At 76.9% G+C, this 15,545-nt stretch carries 17 protein-coding genes; 9 read left to right on the top strand and 8 right to left on the bottom strand.

What is annotated here, in order from left to right; all coding sequences use genetic code 11:
• The first annotated feature begins 38 nt into the window (after positions 1–38).
• Both fdxA and dapC read left to right on the top strand, forming a co-directional pair.
• The gene (fdxA, locus tag E9565_RS18935; protein ID WP_012947287.1) at positions 39–365 is read left to right on the top strand and encodes a ferredoxin; all 327 of its coding nucleotides are present in this window, start codon (positions 39–41) and stop codon (positions 363–365) included.
• Positions 362–1,483 (top strand): succinyldiaminopimelate transaminase, encoded by a 1,122-nt coding sequence (gene dapC / locus E9565_RS18930; RefSeq protein WP_236836448.1) that lies wholly within the window; start codon positions 362–364, stop codon positions 1,481–1,483. Before fdxA ends, dapC begins: the two co-directional genes overlap by 4 nt.
• A 60-nt stretch (positions 1,484–1,543) precedes the next feature.
• On the opposite strand, the gene E9565_RS22755 is transcribed toward dapC, so the two are convergent.
• Positions 1,544–2,203 (bottom strand): hypothetical protein, encoded by a 660-nt coding sequence (locus E9565_RS22755; RefSeq protein WP_255714828.1) that lies wholly within the window; start codon positions 2,201–2,203, stop codon positions 1,544–1,546.
• A gap of 134 nt (positions 2,204–2,337) precedes the next feature.
• Here E9565_RS22755 and E9565_RS18920 point away from each other — a divergent pair, with 134 nt between their 5' ends.
• Positions 2,338–3,450, top strand: a complete 1,113-nt coding sequence (locus E9565_RS18920; protein ID WP_236836446.1) for an alpha/beta fold hydrolase — start codon at positions 2,338–2,340, stop codon at positions 3,448–3,450.
• A 7-nt stretch (positions 3,451–3,457) separates the two neighbouring features.
• Here the strand turns inward: E9565_RS18920 and dapD are convergent, their stop codons facing one another.
• Complete coding sequence (gene dapD, locus E9565_RS18915) at positions 3,458–4,438, bottom strand: 2,3,4,5-tetrahydropyridine-2,6-dicarboxylate N-succinyltransferase (protein WP_236836445.1); 981 nt, start codon at positions 4,436–4,438, stop codon at positions 3,458–3,460.
• Between the two features lie 106 nt (positions 4,439–4,544).
• Between dapD and dapE the strand changes: the two genes are divergently transcribed.
• The 5 genes from dapE to E9565_RS18890 all read left to right on the top strand — a co-directional run bounded on the left by dapE (position 4,545) and on the right by E9565_RS18890 (position 8,266).
• Positions 4,545–5,657, top strand: a complete 1,113-nt coding sequence (dapE, locus tag E9565_RS18910) for a succinyl-diaminopimelate desuccinylase (protein ID WP_236828334.1) — start codon at positions 4,545–4,547, stop codon at positions 5,655–5,657.
• Positions 5,654–6,484 carry a TIGR00730 family Rossman fold protein gene (locus E9565_RS18905; RefSeq protein WP_236828335.1) on the top strand — a complete coding sequence of 277 codons (831 nt, stop codon included), beginning with the start codon at positions 5,654–5,656 and terminating at the stop codon, positions 6,482–6,484. The genes dapE and E9565_RS18905 overlap by 4 nt, the downstream gene beginning before the upstream one ends.
• Position 6,485: 1 nt before the next feature.
• Positions 6,486–6,854, top strand: coding sequence for a DivIVA domain-containing protein (locus tag E9565_RS18900; protein ID WP_236828336.1), 369 nt, complete (start codon positions 6,486–6,488; stop codon positions 6,852–6,854).
• On the top strand, positions 6,847–7,299 hold the full coding sequence (locus E9565_RS18895) for an SRPBCC family protein (RefSeq protein WP_236836443.1): 453 nt from the start codon (positions 6,847–6,849) through the stop codon (positions 7,297–7,299). The genes E9565_RS18900 and E9565_RS18895 overlap by 8 nt, the downstream gene beginning before the upstream one ends.
• A 64-nt stretch (positions 7,300–7,363) precedes the next feature.
• Positions 7,364–8,266: a DMT family transporter gene (locus E9565_RS18890; RefSeq protein WP_236836441.1), complete on the top strand. Its 903-nt coding sequence runs from the start codon at positions 7,364–7,366 to the stop codon at positions 8,264–8,266.
• Here the strand turns inward: E9565_RS18890 and E9565_RS18885 are convergent, their stop codons facing one another.
• Genes E9565_RS18885 through E9565_RS18865 form a run of 5 tightly spaced genes read right to left on the bottom strand, consistent with a single transcriptional unit; the run spans position 8,267 to position 12,855 of the window.
• Positions 8,267–9,769 carry a glycosyltransferase family 39 protein gene (locus tag E9565_RS18885; RefSeq protein WP_236836438.1) on the bottom strand — a complete coding sequence of 501 codons (1,503 nt, stop codon included), beginning with the start codon at positions 9,767–9,769 and terminating at the stop codon, positions 8,267–8,269.
• Positions 9,770–9,792: 23 nt separating this feature from the next.
• Complete coding sequence (locus E9565_RS18880; RefSeq protein ID WP_236836436.1) at positions 9,793–10,302, bottom strand: hypothetical protein; 510 nt, start codon at positions 10,300–10,302, stop codon at positions 9,793–9,795.
• Entirely contained in the window at positions 10,299–11,537 is a 1,239-nt protein-coding gene (locus E9565_RS18875) for a molybdopterin-dependent oxidoreductase (RefSeq protein ID WP_236836434.1), read from the bottom strand. The genes E9565_RS18880 and E9565_RS18875 overlap by 4 nt, the downstream gene beginning before the upstream one ends.
• On the bottom strand, positions 11,534–12,205 hold the full coding sequence (locus E9565_RS18870; protein ID WP_236828342.1) for a DUF2064 domain-containing protein: 672 nt from the start codon (positions 12,203–12,205) through the stop codon (positions 11,534–11,536). The genes E9565_RS18875 and E9565_RS18870 overlap by 4 nt, the downstream gene beginning before the upstream one ends.
• A complete protein-coding gene (locus E9565_RS18865) occupies positions 12,202–12,855 on the bottom strand; it encodes a glycosyltransferase family 2 protein (protein ID WP_236836431.1) in 654 nt (217 codons plus the stop codon). Before E9565_RS18865 ends, E9565_RS18870 begins: the two co-directional genes overlap by 4 nt.
• A gap of 93 nt (positions 12,856–12,948) precedes the next feature.
• Between E9565_RS18865 and E9565_RS18860 the strand changes: the two genes are divergently transcribed.
• Complete coding sequence (locus tag E9565_RS18860) at positions 12,949–14,310, top strand: hypothetical protein (protein WP_236836429.1); 1,362 nt, start codon at positions 12,949–12,951, stop codon at positions 14,308–14,310.
• Positions 14,311–14,320: 10 nt separating this feature from the next.
• Here E9565_RS18860 and E9565_RS18855 read toward each other — a convergent pair whose 3' ends face one another.
• Positions 14,321–15,385: an NAD-dependent epimerase/dehydratase family protein gene (locus E9565_RS18855; protein WP_236828345.1), complete on the bottom strand. Its 1,065-nt coding sequence runs from the start codon at positions 15,383–15,385 to the stop codon at positions 14,321–14,323.
• Positions 15,386–15,545: the final 160 nt, after the last annotated feature.

Here is a 15,545-nt window from a genome sequence, read left to right as displayed (position 1 = left end):
CCGGCGCGCCGCCCGAGCGTCCCCGGGAGGGAAACCCCGTGACCTACGTCATCACCCAGGCCTGCGTCGACGTCCTCGACAAGGCGTGCATCGACGAGTGTCCGGTGGACTGCATCTACGAGGGCGACCGGATGCTCTACATCCACCCCGACGAGTGCGTCGACTGCGGCGCCTGCGAGCCGGTGTGCCCGGTGGAGGCCATCTACTACGAGGACGACGTCCCGGACAAGTGGAAGGACTTCTACAACGCCAACGTGGAGTTCTTCTCCGACCTGGGCAGCCCGGGCGGTGCCGCGAAGACCGGGAAGATCGGCAAGGACCACCCGCTGGTGGCTGCGCTCCCGCCCCAGGGCGAAGGTCACTGACCGCTCCGGTCCCCGGCGCGCCGCGGGCGCTGCCGGACTTCCCCTGGGACTCCCTGGCCGGTGCCCGGGCGCGCGCCGCCCAGCACCCCGGCGGCGTCGTCGACCTCTCGATCGGCACGCCGGTCGACAGCACGCCCGCGGTGCTGCGCGAGGCGCTCGCCGGGGCGGCCGACGCCCCGGGTTACCCCACCGCGCTGGGCACCGCGCAGCTGCGCACGGCCGCCGCGGGCTGGCTGGCGCGACGGCTGGGCGTCCACGTCGCCGACCCGCTGGGGGCGCAGCCCTCGCTGATCCCCACGGTCGGCTCCAAGGAGCTCGTCGCCCTGCTCCCCACGCTGCTGGGCCTGCAGGGCGGTGCGAGCACCGTGGTCGTGCCCGAGGTCGCGTACCCGACCTACGAGGTCGGCGCGGTGCTGGCCGGCCTCGCGGTGCGCCGGAGCGACACCCCGCCGGCCGACGCGGCCGGGGTCTCCCTCGTCTGGCTGAACTCGCCGGGCAACCCCCACGGCCGGGTGCTCACCGTCGAGCAGCTGCGGGCGTGGGTCGCCTGGGGCCGCGCGCACGGCGTGCCGGTGGTGGCCGACGAGTGCTACATCACGCTGGGCTGGGACGTGGAGCCCCGCTCGATCCTGCACCCCGACGTCGCCGGTGCCGACCACACCGGGCTGCTGGCGGTGCACTCGCTGTCCAAGCAGTCGACGGCGGCGGGCTACCGGGGCGGCCTGCTCTCCGGTGACCCGGACCTGGTGCGCCGGGTCTGGGAGGTGCGCCGCCACCTCGGCCTGCTGGTGCCCGGGCCGGTCCAGGCGTCGATGGCGGCCGGGCTGGCCGACGACTCGCACGTCGACGAGCAGCGCGAGCGGTACCGCCGCCGGCGGGAGCGGCTGGCCGCCGCGGTGCGCGTGGCCGGGATGCGGATCGACCACTCGGAGGCAGGCCTCTACCTCTGGGCCACGCGGGACGAGGACTGCTGGGCGACGATCGACCGGCTGGCGGCCCTGGGAATCGTCGCCGCCCCGGGCAGCTTCTACGGCCCGGCCGGGGCGCGGCACGTGCGGATGGCCCTGACGGCGGCCGACGAGCGGATCGACGCGGCGGTCGGGCGCCTGACCTCCTGAGCCGACCGTCCGGCGGCTGAGGTCCGGGCACCCACCCCTGTGCCTTGACCGCGCGGTGGCTCAGGAGCAGAGGCCCGCTCCGCCGTCCGGCCGGGCCAGCGCGGAGGCGAGCTCGGTGGCCAGGGGCTCCCAGCGCGGCACGAGCTCCGGGAAGGCGCTGCGCTGCACGGCGTGCGCGGCTTCGCCCAGCGGCCGGGTCTCCCAGCCGGGGACCTCGACGAGGTGGTCGTAGAACCGGCCGGCCGCGTAGACCGGGTCCTGCACCTGCTCGGGGGTGCCCCAGCCCTGCGAGGGGCGCTGCTGGAACAGGCCGAGGGAGTCGCGGTCCCCGTAGTCGAGGTTGCGCATGGTCGACTCCTGCATCGCCGTCGCCAGCGCGATGACCACGGCCCGCTCCGGCAGCCCACGGTCCCGGCCCACGGCCGCGATGGTGGCGGCGTTCTGCACCTGCTCGGGGGAGAGGGTCACCGACGAGCCGGGCAGCGTGCAGCTGCCCGAGGTGGGGATCCGCACGGGGAGGTCGGTCCGCCAGGCGACGGCGGCGAAGAGGGCCGCGGCGACGACCAGCGCCGGCCACCACCGAAGCAGGCCGCCGGGTCCGCGCCTGCCGCGCCGGCGCCGGGCGGCCGCGGAGGCCGGGCGGCGGCGCCGGCTCGCCGGGCGGGCCGTCCGGCGCGGCCGTGCCGCGGCAGCGTGGGTCGCGGGTCGGACGGTGGTCATCGCCTGCCGACTGTAGGTGCCGGAGCTGGCCGTTCCCTGGACGCGACCACCACGGCCCCCGGAGCGGCGGCGGCGCGACGGTTCCCTCCCGGGTGCTCGCGCCGCTAGCGTGTGGCCGCCGTCGAGGAGGAGCCATGGCCGACGTACTTCTGCCCGGGATCACCGCCACGCGGGTGACCACCCCGCGGCTGACCCAGAACGTCCTGCACCCGTCCACCGTGGCGCCGGAGGAGCTCGGCGGCGGCGAGGTCGTGCTCTTCGTGCACGGCAACGTCAGCTCCGCGCCGTTCTGGCAGCAGCCGATGCTCGCCCTGGCCGAGGAGGCGCGGGTGCGGCCGCTCGCGGTCGACCTGCGCGGCTTCGGGGACACCGACCCGCTGCCCGTGGACGCTCGGCGGGGCGTGCGCGACTGGTCCGGCGACGTCGCGGCGCTGGTGGAGACCCTCGGCGTCGAGCGGGTGCACCTGGTCGGCTGGAGCATGGGTGCGGCCGTCGTCCTCCAGCACCTGCTCGACGACCCCGCGCGGATCGCCTCGGTGGCGTTGGTGGCCCCGGTCTCGCCCTACGGCTTCGGCGGCACCGCCGGTCCGGAGGGACGCCGTCTCGCCGAGGACGGCGCGGGCTCCGGTGGCGGGGCGGCCAACCCCGAGCTCGTCGCCGCGCTCGCGGCCGGCGACACGAGCGCGGACAGCCCGACCAGCCCGCGCTCGATCCTGCGGGCGTTCTACGTGGCCCCCGGGTCGCTGCCGCTGGACCCCGTGCTGGAGGACGTCTTCGTCACCTCGATGCTCTCCACCCGAACCGGCCCCGACCACTACCCGGGCGACTCCGTCCCCAGCCCGACGTGGCCGGGGGTGGCCCCCGGGCGGCGCGGGGTGCTGAACACGATGGCGCCGACGGTCCTGGACGTCTCGGGCATCGACGGGCTGGCGGGGAAGCCGCCGGTGCTGTGGATCCGCGGGGACGCCGACGCGATCGTGTCGGACACGTCGATGTTCGACCTGGCCCGCCTCGGGCAGCTGGGTGCGGTACCGGGCTGGCCGGGGGAGGAGGCGTGCCCGCCGCAGCCCATGGTCGCCCAGACCCGCGCGGTGCTCGAGCGGTACGCCGCGGCCGGGGGCAGCTACCGGGAGGTCGTGCTGCCCGGGGTCGGGCACTCGCCGCACGTCGAGCGGCCGCAGGAGTTCGTGGTGGCCCTGCTCGAGCACCTCACCGCCGCCGCGGAGGCGTCCACCGGCCCCCGCTGACGCCTGGTCAGTTCGCGTGGAGCTCGGCGTTGAGCGCGCCCCAGTGGCCGTCGCGGGGGAGCGCCTCGAGGGCGCCGCTGACGCTGTTGCGGCGGAAGAGCAGACCGTCGCGGCCGGACAGCTCCGCCGCCTTGACCACCGAGCCGTCGGGCAGGGTGATCCGCGCGCCGGCCGTCACGTAGCAGCCGGCCTCGACGACGCAGCCGTCGCCGAGGGAGATGCCGATGCCGGAGTTGGCGCCGAGCAGGCAGCCGCTGCCGATCGAGATGACCTGCTTGCCGCCGCCGGAGAGCGTGCCCATGATCGAGGCGCTGCCGCCGATGTCGCTGTCGGCACCGACGACGACGCCGGCGCTGATCCGGCCCTCCACCATCGAGGGGCCCAGCGTGCCGGCGTTGTAGTTGACGAAGCCCTCGTGCATGACCGTCGTCCCCTCGGCCAGGTGGGCGCCCAGCCGCACCCGGGCGCCGTCGGCGATGCGGACGCCTGCGGGGATGACGTAGTCGACCATCCGCGGGAACTTGTCGACGCCGAAGACGGTGACGTTCCCGACGGCGGCCCGCAGCCGGTGGGCGTTGAAGGTCGCGGCCTCGACCGGGCCGGCGCTGGTCCAGGCGACGTTGGTGAGCAGGCCGAAGACGCCGGTCATGTCCGCCCCGTGCGGCTGGATCAGCCGGTGGGAGAGCAGCTGCAGCCGCAGCCAGACGTCGTGGGTGTCCACCGGCGGCTGGGCGAGGTCGGCGATGACGGTGCGGACGGCGATGACCTCGACGCCGCGGGCCTCGTCACGGCGCACCAGGCCGCCGTAGTCGGGGCCGAGCTCGCCGGAGAGCTCCAACGCGCCGAGGCGGGTGGTCCCCGTGGCCGCGCCGGCGGGCGCGCCGAGCCGGGGCTCGGGGTACCAGGTGTCCAGCACGGTGCCCGAGGGCGTGACGGTCGCCAGGCCGGTGGCGACGGCGGAGACGGGGGCGGGCGCTGCGTCAGTCACGCCGGGAACGCTACCCAGGCCGTCCCGCGGCGGGGCGGTCGGTGGGTGGCCGGGACGGCCCGGCCGCAGGGGCCGGGGCGTCAGGTGGGCCATAAGCTCGGCAGCCGTGAGCACCCCGCCGCAGCTCGACCTGTCCGCCGACGTCCTCGCGCTGACCCGCGCCCTGGTCGACGCGCCCTCGGTCTCGGGCAGCGAGACGGCGCTGGCCGGCGCGGTGGAGGCGGCGCTGCGGGCGCTGGGCGGGCTGGAGGTCGAGCGGGTCGGTGACGCCGTGCTGGCCCGCACCAACCTGGGCCGGCCCACCCGGGTCGTCCTCGCCGGGCACCTGGACACCGTGCCCATCGCCGGCAACGTGCCCAGCCGGCTGGACGAGGCCACCGGCCGCCTCTACGGCTGCGGCACGAGCGACATGAAGGCCGGCGACGCGGTGATGCTGCGGCTGGCCGCGGTCTTCGGCGTCCCCGGGGCGGAGCCGGCGCACGACCTCACGTTCGTCTTCTACGACAACGAGGAGGTCGAGGCCGTGAAGAACGGGCTCGGCCGGGTGGCCCGCGAGCGGCGCGGCTGGCTCTACGGCGACCTCGCGATCCTGCTCGAGCCGACCGACGGCGAGATCGAGGCCGGCTGCCAGGGCACGCTCCGGGCGGTGCTGGAGACCCGGGGCCGTCGCGCGCACAGCGCCCGCAGCTGGCTGGGGGAGAACGCCGTCCACGGGCTGGCCGGGGCCCTGGCCGCGCTGGCCGCCTACCGGCCCCGCGAGGTCGAGATCGACGGCTGCACCTACCGCGAGGGGCTCAACGCCGTGGGCGTCTCCGGTGGGGTGGCGGGCAACGTGATCCCCGACGAGGCCGCGCTGACGGTCAACTTCCGCTACGCGCCCGACCGCGACGAGGACGCCGCCGAGGCGCACGTCCGCGAGGTGTTCGCCGACGTGGTCGCGGCCGGCGCGACGCTGACCGTCGTCGACAACGCAGGGGGAGCGCTGCCCGGGCTCGCCGAGCCGGCCGCCGCCGCCTTCATCGCCGCCGTGGGCCGCCCGGCCCGGGCCAAGCTGGGCTGGACCGACGTCGCCCGGTTCGCCGCCTTCGGCATCCCGGCGGTCAACTACGGCCCGGGGGACCCGCAGCTGGCGCACACCCGGGAGGAGCACGTCCTGGTCGACCGGCTCCAGCCCGCCGTCGACGCCCTCACCGCCTACCTCTCCGGGAGGACCGCATGACCGCCACGCCACCGCCGGACGGCCGGCGCCCGCGCCCGACCCGCCACCGCGGGCCGATCATGCTCCGCGGCGGCGAGCCGGACCCGCAGCACCAGGGCAGCACCACCGACCAGCGGCTGCTCGACCGGCGCGGCCCCACCGACTGGGTGCACACCGACCCGTGGCGCGTGCTCCGCATCCAGAGCGAGTTCGTCGAGGGCTTCGGCCTGCTCGCCGAGCTGCCCCGCGCGGTGAGCGTGTTCGGCAGCGCCCGCACCCCGCGGGACCACCCGCACTACACCGCGGGCGTCGAGATCGGGGCCGCCCTCTCCCGCGCCGGGTACGCCGTCATCACCGGCGGCGGGCCGGGGGCGATGGAGGCGGCCAACCGCGGCGCCTCGGAGGCCGGCGGCCTCTCGGTCGGGCTGGGCATCGAGCTGCCGTTCGAGCAGGAGCTCAACGAGTGGGTCGACGTCGGCATCTCGTTCCGCTACTTCTTCGTGCGCAAGACGATGTTCGTCAAGTACGCGCAGGCCTTCGTGATCCTCCCGGGCGGCTTCGGCACGCTGGACGAGCTGTTCGAGGCGCTCACCCTGGTCCAGACCCGCAAGGTGACCCGCTTCCCGGTGATCCTCTACGGCACCGAGTACTGGGGCGGCCTGATCGACTGGGTGCGCACGACGATGGCCGGTCACGGCGCCATCAGCCCCGGCGACGTGGACCTGCTGCACTGCACCGACGACGTCGCGGAGATCGTGGCGGTCGTGCAGGAGGCGGAGAAGGCGCGGGCGGCCGGCGACAACGGCGGGGGGATGCGCGCGGCGGCGACCGGCCCGTCGGACGCCTGAGGTGCTCTCCTTCGTCCTGTTCGTGGTGGCGGTGCTGCTGGTCGGCGGGGCGCTGTTCCTGGTGGCCGCGCTGCTGCTCGGCCGCGGCGAGACCCAGCCGCCGGCCGACCCCGACCGGTCGCCGGTCGAGCTGCCCGAGGACCGGCCCGTGGTGGCCGACGACCTCCGGGGGCTGCGGATCGCGGTGACCGCCCGCGGCTACCGCATGGTCGAGGTGGACTGGCTGCTCGACCAGCTGGCGCAGACGCTGGACGAGCGGGACGCCGAGATCGCGGCGCTGCGCGCCGAGGTGGCCGCACGCAACCGGCAGGAGGCGCCGACCGACCCCGGCGCCGCGCCGGCCGACCGGGAGGGGATGCAGGGTGCCTGAGCTCGTGGAGCGGGTGGAGGTGGCGGCACCACCGGAGCGGGTGTGGGCCGCGCTCACCGACTGGACGCGGCAGGGCGAGTGGATGCTCGCGACCGACGTCGAGACCGTCGGCGGACCGGCGCAGGGCGTCGGGGGCCGGCTGGCCGCCCGCACCGGGCTGCCGGTGCCGGGCCGGCCCCGGCTGGGGTTCCTCGACACGATGGTCATCACCGCGTGGGACCCGCCGCGCCGGGTCGAGGTGCTGCACACCGGTCGGCTGGTGCGCGGGCCGGGCATCTTCGAGATCGAGCCGCGCGGGGAGCAGAGCACGTTCGTCTGGACCGAGCGGCTCGACCTGCCCTTCGGCGTGCTCGGCCGGGTCGGGTGGGTGCTCGCCCGGCCCTTCGCGCTGCTGGGCATCCGCTGGTCGCTGAAGCGCTTCGCCGCGTTCGCCCGCGATCGCTGACCTGCCGCCGCGCGGCGCGGGCCGTCGGTGAGGATGTGCCCGTGCGCGAGAGGACGGCGGGGCCGTGAGCCGGCGGGGGTGGCTGCTGTTCCTGGCCATGTCGGTGATCTGGGGCGTGCCCTACCTGCTCATCAAGGTGGCCGTCGGGGAGGTGCCGCCGGTCGCGGTGGTGTTCGCCCGCTGCGTCGTCGGGGCCGCCCTCCTGGTGCCCTGGACGGTGGCGCGCGGGCAGCTGCGCCCGGCGCTGCGGCACTGGAAGGCGCTGCTGCTGTTCACCGCGCTCGAGATGACCGGACCCTGGCTGCTGCTCTCCTACGCCGAGCAGACGCTGTCGAGCTCCCTCACCGGGCTGCTCGTCGCCGGGGTGCCGTTCGTGGCGGCGCTGGCGGCCCGGCTCGCGGGCGAGGAGGAGCGGCTCACGCCCGTCCGGCTGGTCGGCATGGGCCTCGGCGTCGTGGGCATCGCCGCCCTGCTCGGCCTGGACCTGGGCCGCGCCGAGGTGCTGCCGATCGCCGCCGTCGGGCTGGTGGTGCTGGGGTACGCGACGGCGCCCCTGGTGGTCAGCCGCGCCCTGCCCGAGGTGCCGGGGGTGGCGGCGAGCTCGATCGCGCTGCTCGTCATCGCGGTCGTCTACGCCCCGTTCGCGGTGCCGCGGCTGGGCGAGGTGACGGCGGCGTCCACGGAGGCCCGGCTGTCGCTGCTGACCCTCGGCGTGCTCTGCACCGCGGTGGCCCTGGCCCTCTTCTTCGCCCTGATCCGCGAGGTGGGGCCGCAGCGGGCGCTGGTCATCACCTTCGTGAACCCGGTCGTCGCGGTGCTGCTCGGCGTGCTGCTGCTCGGCGAGCCGTTCACCCTGGGCATCGCCGTCGGGCTGCCGCTGGTGCTGGCCGGGTGCGTGCTGGCCACCCGGCGCAGCGCCCCGCGCCCGGCGCCGAGCGTCGCGGCGGTGGACGCGGCCGTCCGGTAGTCAGCCCAGCCGGCGCAGCTGCGGCCAGATCTCCGCCCAGGGCAGCCGGCGGTCGCTCGCCGACCAGACCGTCCGCCCCTGCTCGTCGTTGTCCAGCCCCACCCCGTTGTCGATGCGGCCGGCCGGCCGGACCTCGCCGAACCAGCGGGTCAGGTCGTCCCGTGGCAGACCGACCACCAGGGCCGCGTCGGCGCTCTCCGGTGGCGGGCCCCACGTCCAGTACGCGTTGTGCCCGCTGTAGGCCGGGCCCAGGGCAGGGGCGAACCGGTCGAGGGCGCCGGCCTCCCCGTAGTTCCCGGTGAGGACGACGACCTCCGCCCCGGCGGGCAGCCCCGCCCGTGCCCGCTGGACGGCGGCGGCGAACCGCGGCCAGCCGATGGTCTCCCCGGCGTCGTAGTTCACCGCCGGCACGGGTGTGGCCGGCAGCCAGCCGGCCGGGAGCACGGGCAGCATGAGCACCGCGGAGGCGGCCAGGCTCAGCGCCAGCGCGGGGACGAGGACCCGCCGGGCCCGGGCTCCGCCCCGGCGGGCCCAGGCCAGCGCCCGCTCCGCGCCGGCCGCCAGCAGCAGCGGGTAGAGACCGGCCAGGTAGTACGGCTTGCCCCCGGTGACGAGGAACAGCACGGCAAGGACGGCGTAGGCGACGGCGAAGCTCCGCCACCGCGCCAGCGCAGGATCGCGCAGCAGCCGCCACCACCCCGCCATCCACACCGGGAAGAGCACCGGGCTGACCAGCACCAGCTGGAAGGGCAGGAAGAGGTACCAGGGCTCGCTGGTGCCCGAGCCGCCCGCGGCGATGGCCTCGGCCAGCGCCAGCTGCGGCCAGCCGTGCGCCGCCTGCCAGAGGAGGTTGGGCGCCCAGACCGCCAGCGCGAGGGCGCCGCCGGCCCACGGCCAGGGCGAGCGGAACACCGACCGGGGGCCGGCCAGCAGCAGCCCGAGGACCACGCCCGCCAGCAGGAACGCCGGCTGCACCTTGTTCTGCAGCGCCAGCCCGGCGACCGCCCCGGCGACCAGCCAGACGGCGCCGCCGTCGCGCAGGGCCCGCACGAGCAGCCACGACAGCAGCGCCCAGGACAGCAGGTCGAACGTCGTCGTCGAGAGCAGGTGGCCGACGGCCAGCAGGATGGACGAGACCGCCGCGCAGGCGGCCGCGAACAGCTGCGCGTCCCGGCCACCGCCGAACTCGCGGGCGAGCAGGCCGGTGAGCAGGACGACCGCGCCGGCCGCCAGCGCCGACGGCAGCCGCAGCACGGTCAGGGAGCCCGGGGCGAGGGCATCCATCGCGGCGGCCAGGAGCGGGGTGAGCGGCGGCTGGTCGACGTAGCCGAGGGCTGCCTCCCGCCCGGCGCGGAGGAAGTACAGCTCGTCGCGGTGGTAGCCGTAGCGCCCGGCCAGGGCCAGCAGCAGGGCGGTCACCCCCGCGGCGAGGGCGAGCAGCGGCCACCGGTGCAGCGCGGGCCGCACGGGGGTGGGCGCGCGCGCAGCGGTCCGGACGGCCACCGGCGGACCGTATCGCCCGGGAGTCAGCCGCGGCGGGCCCGCCGCGTCCGCACCGCGGCCCAGACGGCGGCGACCGCCAGCACCCCGGCGACGACGAGCAGCAGGTTCACCCCGTAGGAGTCCTGCGGCAGGAAGCCCGGCTCCTGCACGTCGCCCGGGTCGAGTGCGAACACCAGGCCCACCGCGACCAGCGATCCGGCGACGACGAGCCCGACGGCCACCGGTGCTCGCGCAGGCCGGGGGAGGAACCGGTGGAGCAGGAACCCCGCCAGGACGACCAGCGGGGCGATCACCAGGTCGTGCAGCAGCGCGCTGCCGACGAACCACAGGGCCCAGGCGTCGAGCGGCACCCGGTCGCCGGCCCCGAGCAGCCCGACCACGCCCCAGCCGACGGCGGCGAACCCCGGGACCAGGAACAGCCAGCGCCACCACGGGCCGGCCGCCGACGCCAGCGGGCGGGCGGGGTCGCCCGCACAGGCGTCCGGGCCGGCAGGTCCGGCCGCGCGCCCGTCGGGGGAGGCGCCGGTGCTCATGCCGGCCGCACCAGGGAGAGCCACTTCGTCTGCATGACCCCTGGCCGGTTCGGCGCGATCAGCCGCACCGGGTAGCCGTGGTCGAGGGCGAGCGGTTCGTCCCCGAGCCGCAGGGCCAGCAGGGTGCGCGGGTCGGCGGTGTGCGGCGGCGCCACCACGCTGGTGCGGTACAGCCCGCCGGTCTGCAGCGACTCGACCACGACCCGCGCGTCGCGGGGCAGCCCCGCCTCCTCGAGCAGGTCGGCCAGCCGGACGCCGGTCCAGCGGCCGTTCGCGCTCCAGCCCTCGACGCAGGTGATCGGCAGGGTCTCGGTGTGCTGGGGACGGCGGCGCAGCTCGGCCAGCGACAGCTCCAGCCGCCGTGGCCCGTCCACGACCAGCCGGTAGCCGGCGTCGGTCGCGGTCTCCTCCACCCCGGCCGCCGCGGCGGTCTGGTTGACCGGCAACCCCTGCGTGCCGGCGTCGGGCAACCGCGGCGCGAGGACCGACACGGGGGCGAGGGGGGCGACCGTCTGGCCCAGCGTGGTGACCGTGACGGCGGCGACGCCCAGCCCGGAGGCGAGGACGAAGGCGCGCCGGTCGATGGCGCCCTCCTCCTCGGCCGTCGCCGCGGCGCGCGCCTCCTCGGCCCGCCCGGGTGCGAGCCCGGCGGTGGCGGCGGGGGAGCCCCGGCGGGCCAGCCCGCGCCGGATCTCCGGCGCCTTGGCGCCCACGTGCACCGCCACGGCGCCGATGGCGATCCAGCCGGTCCAGTAGTGCGCGGTCGGGAAGAAGAAGCCGAACGGGTACCACTGCGCGATGTTGATGAGCCCCGTGACCAGCTGCATCGCGGCGGTGCCGACGAGCACGAGGACCGACAGCCGGCTGACCAGCCGGGCGGGCGAGCGGGCCGGCGGCCACTCGAACAGCAGCGGGTACACCGTCCAGAGCTTGACCAGCAGCAGCGGGATCGCGGCCAGCCCGGTGGCCACGTGCAGCCCTTGGGTGACCCGGTAGAGCCACACCGGGGACGACGGCCAGGTGAACCACCCCGGCCCGGACTGGACGAGGTCGCTGACCACCCCGGTGAGGAAGCACACCAGGAAGGCCAGCCCGAGCCACACGCCGGTGCGGGCCGCGCGGCGCTCGGAGTGCAGGGGGCTGGGGAAGGCGCCGGCGCGGAACGGGCCGCGACGCAACCGGTCGGGCGGATCGGGCAGGCGGGCGCCCAGCAGCCGGTCCAGCCGGCTGGTCACGGCGTCGGCCCGAGGGTGGCGGCGAGCCCGGTCACCACCCGGTGGGTCCGCGTGCCGGGTGCGCACCGCTGCGCGACGTCCAGCGCGTCGGGGAAGTGGTCGATGTCGGTGAGCACCGGCAGGTCGAGCACGGTGAGGCCGGCGTCCTCCAGCGCCGCGCGGGTGCGGACGGCGGTGTCCTCCCGTGACATCGGGACGCCGGTCAGCACCTGCGCGGGCCCGGGCGCGTGCAGCCCGAGGGCCCACCAGCCGCCGTCCGGGGCCACGCCGAGCACCGCCGAGCCGGGGCCGGCCCGCACGAGCCGGTCGAGGCAGCCGGCGAGCAGCTCCGGGGTCACCTGCGGGGTGTCCATCCCGATGAGCAGCGTCGGCACGGCGCCGTCCGGCCCGCGCATGGCGTCGGCGAACGCGGCCGCGAGCCGCACCCCCAGGTCGCCGTCGGCCTGCGGGACGACGGTGCAGCCGGTGAGGTCGAGTTCACCCGGGGCGCCGTCCAGCGCCACCACCCGCCGGGCGACCGGGGTCGCCCGGACGGCGTCGAGGGTGTCGCCGACCGCGGCCGCGGCGACGGCCGCCGCCTGCTCGGGCGTGCACGGCGGGCTGAGCCGGGTCTTGCTGCGGCCGGGCACGGGTGCCTTGGTGATGACCAGCAGCTGGGTGGGCGTCACGAGGAGAGCACCTGACGCATGTCCCGGATCGTGCGCACGGTGCCCAGCACGGTGCCGGTGACCTTGGAGCGGGTGCCCTCGGCGCGCGGCGCGTACGGCACGTCGAGCTCGCGCACCCGCCAGCCGGCGTCGGCGGCGCGGGTGACCATCTCCAGCGGGTAGCCGAAGCGGCGGTCGGTGATCCCGAGCCCGAGCAGCGCGGTGCGGCGGGCGGCGCGCATGGGGCCCAGGTCGTGCAGCGCCAGGCCGGTGCGCCGCCGCAGCATCACGCCCAGGGCCACGTTGGCGACCCGGGCGTGCACCGGCCACGCGCTGCGCCGGGTCGGCCGGCGGCGGCCCAGCACGAGGTCGGCGTCGCCGTCGAGCACCGGGCCGGCGACCAGCGGCAGGTCGGCGGGGTCCATCGAGCCGTCGGCGTCGCAGAAGCACACGACCTCGTCGGTCGCCGCCTCCAGGCCGGCGTGCGCGGCCGCACCGAAGCCGCGCTGGGGGACGTGCACCACCGTCGCGCCGTGCTCGGCCGCGATCGCAGGGGAGCCGTCGGTGGAGCCGTTGTCGGCGACGATGGCCCGGTAGCCGGCCGGCAGCCGCCCGAGCACCCACGGCAGCGCGCCGGCCTCGTCGAGGCAGGGCAGGACGACGTCGGGCACGCCTGGGACACAACCACGGACCCGGCGGTCCCGCCCGCCGGCGACCGTCCCACCGGCGGGCGGTCACCCCGTCGGGGCCCTACTGTCGAACCGGTGACCGAGGCGACCACGGAGGCACCCCGGCAGACGGCGCCGGTCGAGGGTGCCCGCCGGTGGCGCCCGTGGGCCGGGCTGCTGGCGGCCGTCCTTCTCGTCGGGGGCACGGCGCTGGCCGGCCGGGAGCTGGCCCGCGACGGGGTGGACCTGCACCTGATCGGCGGCTACGTGCTGCGTGGCGACTGGGACCCGGTGGTCTCCCCGCGGGTGCTCCTGCCCGCCGCGGTCGGGGTGGCGCTGCTGCTCTGGGGGCCGTCGGCCGCGCGGCGGGCCCGCTGGCCGGTGCTGCTGGCCGGCTCGGCCGCCGCCACGGCCGGCTGGGCGGTCGCGCTCGCCCTGTCCAGCGGGTGGGGGCGGCTGGCCGAGCCGCTGGGCAGCCGGTACGAGTACCCCTACGACGTGCCCCGGGTGGACGGCATCGGGGAGCTGCTGCGCACCTTCAACGACTCGGTCCTCGCCGACTCCGCCGACCCGTGGACGACGCACGTGTCCGGGCACCCGCCGGGTGCCCTGCTGGCGTTCGTGCTGCTGGAGCGCGCCGGTCTCGGCGGGCTGGGCTGGGCGGCGGCGATGTGCATCGGAGCCGGTGCGCTGGCGGTGCCGGCCGTGCTGGTCACCGTGCGGGCGGTCGCGGACGAGCCGGCGGCGCGCACCGTGGCGCCCTTCCTCGTGCTGGCACCGACGGCGCTGTGGGTGGCCACGAGCGCCGACGCGCTGTTCGCCGGGGTGCTCGCCTGGGGTGTCGCCCTGCTGGCGACCGCGGCGGCAGGCGGTGGCGGCGCGGCGCTCCGGGCCCTGACCGGCGGGGCGCTGCTCGGGCTGGCGCTGCACCTCTCCTTCGGGCTGGCGTCGCTGGGCCTGCTCGCCCTCGCCGTCGTGCTGGTGCACCGTGCGCGGCTGGGCTGGGCCGGCGTGGTCCGGGTGCTCGCGGTCGCCGCCGCCGGCGTCCTCCTGGTCTTCGCGCTCTTCGCCCTCGCCGGCTACGACTGGTTCGAGGGGCTCGGGCTGACCGCCGAGCGGGTGCGCTCGGGGCCGTCCTACGCCGACCGGCCGCTGGCGTTCTTCCTGGTCGCCAACCTGGCGGCGGCGGCGGTCGCGGCCGGCCCCGCGGCGGTGGCGGGGCTGGCCTGCCTGCGCCGGTCGGCGCTCGCGCTGCTGCCCGTGGCGGTGCTCGCCGCGATGCTGGTCAGCGACGGCACGGGCCTGGTCCGCGGGGAGACGGAGCGGATCTGGCTGCCCTTCACGGTGTGGCTGCCGGTCGCCGCCGCGTTCCTGCCGCCGCGGCAGACGCGGGTCTGGCTGGTGCTGAGCGCCGTCACCGCGCTGGTCGTCGAGGTCGCGGTGCGCACCGAGTGGTGAGCGGCCCGGCTCAGCCGCGCGGCGCCGGGCGCAGCTCCGCGGTGGCGAACTCGCGCATCCCGTCGAGGAAGTCCACCTCCGCGCGGAAGCCCAGCTCGGCCTCCGCCCGGGCGGGGCTGGCCACCACGTGCCGCACGTCGCCGAGCCGGTACTCGCCGGTCACCAGCGGCTCCGGACCGCCCATGGCGTCGGCGAGCGCCCGGGCCATGTCGCCCACGGTGTGCGGCCGGCCCGACGCGACGTTGTAGGCCCGCAGCGAGGACCCCGCGGGCGTGTGCTCGAGGGCCCGGAGGTTGGCCGCCGCGACGTCGGTGACGTGCACGAAGTCCCGCTGCTGGCCGCCGTCCTCGAATACCGCCGGTGCCCGGCCGGACTCCAGCGCGCTGCGGAAGATGGAGGCGACGCCGGCATAGGGGGTGTCCCGCGGCATCCGGGGGCCGTAGACGTTGTGGTACCGCAGGGCGACGACCGTGCCACCGGTCGTACCCGCCCACGCGGCCGCGAGGTGCTCCTGCGCGAGCTTGGTGGCGGCGTAGGTGTTGCGGGGGTCCGGCACGTCGTCCTCGGTGACCAGGTCCCAGCCCAGCTGCCGGCCGCAGCGGGGGCAGGGCGGCTCGAAGCGACCGGCGTCGAGGTCGGCACGCCGGCGCGGGGCGGCGGGGACCGGCCCGTGCTCGGGGCAGGAGTAGCGGCCCTCGCCGTAGACCACCATCGAGCTGGCGAGGACCAGCCGGCCGACGCCGGCGCGCGCCATCGCGGCCAGCAGCACCGCGGTGCCGAGGTCGTTGATGCCCGCGTAGGCCGGCATGTCCTGGACGTCCGCGCCCAGCCCCACCATCGCGGCCTGGTGGCAGACCGCGTCGACGCCGTCCAGCGCGCGGTCGACCGCCGCCGGGTCGCGCACGTCGCCGACCAGCAGCTCCGCGCCCTCGGGGACGGGTGGCCCGTCCGGGTAGTCGGGGTGGACGGCGGGCAGCAGGGCGTCGAGCACGCGCACCTCGTGGCCGGCGTCCCGGAAGGCGGGGACGACGGCCGATCCGATGAAGCCGGCACCGCCGGTGACGAGGACGCGCACGAGCCGGGACGCTACTGGCGCGGCGGGGGAGCCGCCGCCCGGCCGGGACGTCGGTGGCCGGCGCTAGCTTTCGCCTCGCCAGTCAAGAGCTGTAGCGGGCAGGGGGCATCGGGCCGGGTGCTTCAGCGTCCGGCCGTGGGGTGCAGCGCGGTGGTCGGGT

It is taken from the genome of Blastococcus sp. KM273129 (assembly GCF_021698995.1).
In the GTDB taxonomy this organism is placed as follows: domain Bacteria; phylum Actinomycetota; class Actinomycetes; order Mycobacteriales; family Geodermatophilaceae; genus Blastococcus.
Note: the sequence above shows the minus strand (reverse complement) of the source record. Positions and strands in the feature narration are given on the sequence as shown.

What these genes read in the sequence shown, in the direction of transcription:
- E9565_RS18880 (WP_236836436.1), bottom strand. Translation starts at nt 10,302, where the DNA reads ATGAGCACCGGCGCCTCCCCCGACGGGCGCGCGGCCGGACCTGCCGGC.
- E9565_RS18905 (WP_236828335.1), top strand. Translation starts at nt 5,654, where the DNA reads ATGACCGCCACGCCACCGCCGGACGGCCGGCGCCCGCGCCCGACCCGC.
- E9565_RS22755 (WP_255714828.1), bottom strand. Translation starts at nt 2,203, where the DNA reads ATGACCACCGTCCGACCCGCGACCCACGCTGCCGCGGCACGGCCGCGC.
- E9565_RS18920 (WP_236836446.1), top strand. Translation starts at nt 2,338, where the DNA reads ATGGCCGACGTACTTCTGCCCGGGATCACCGCCACGCGGGTGACCACC.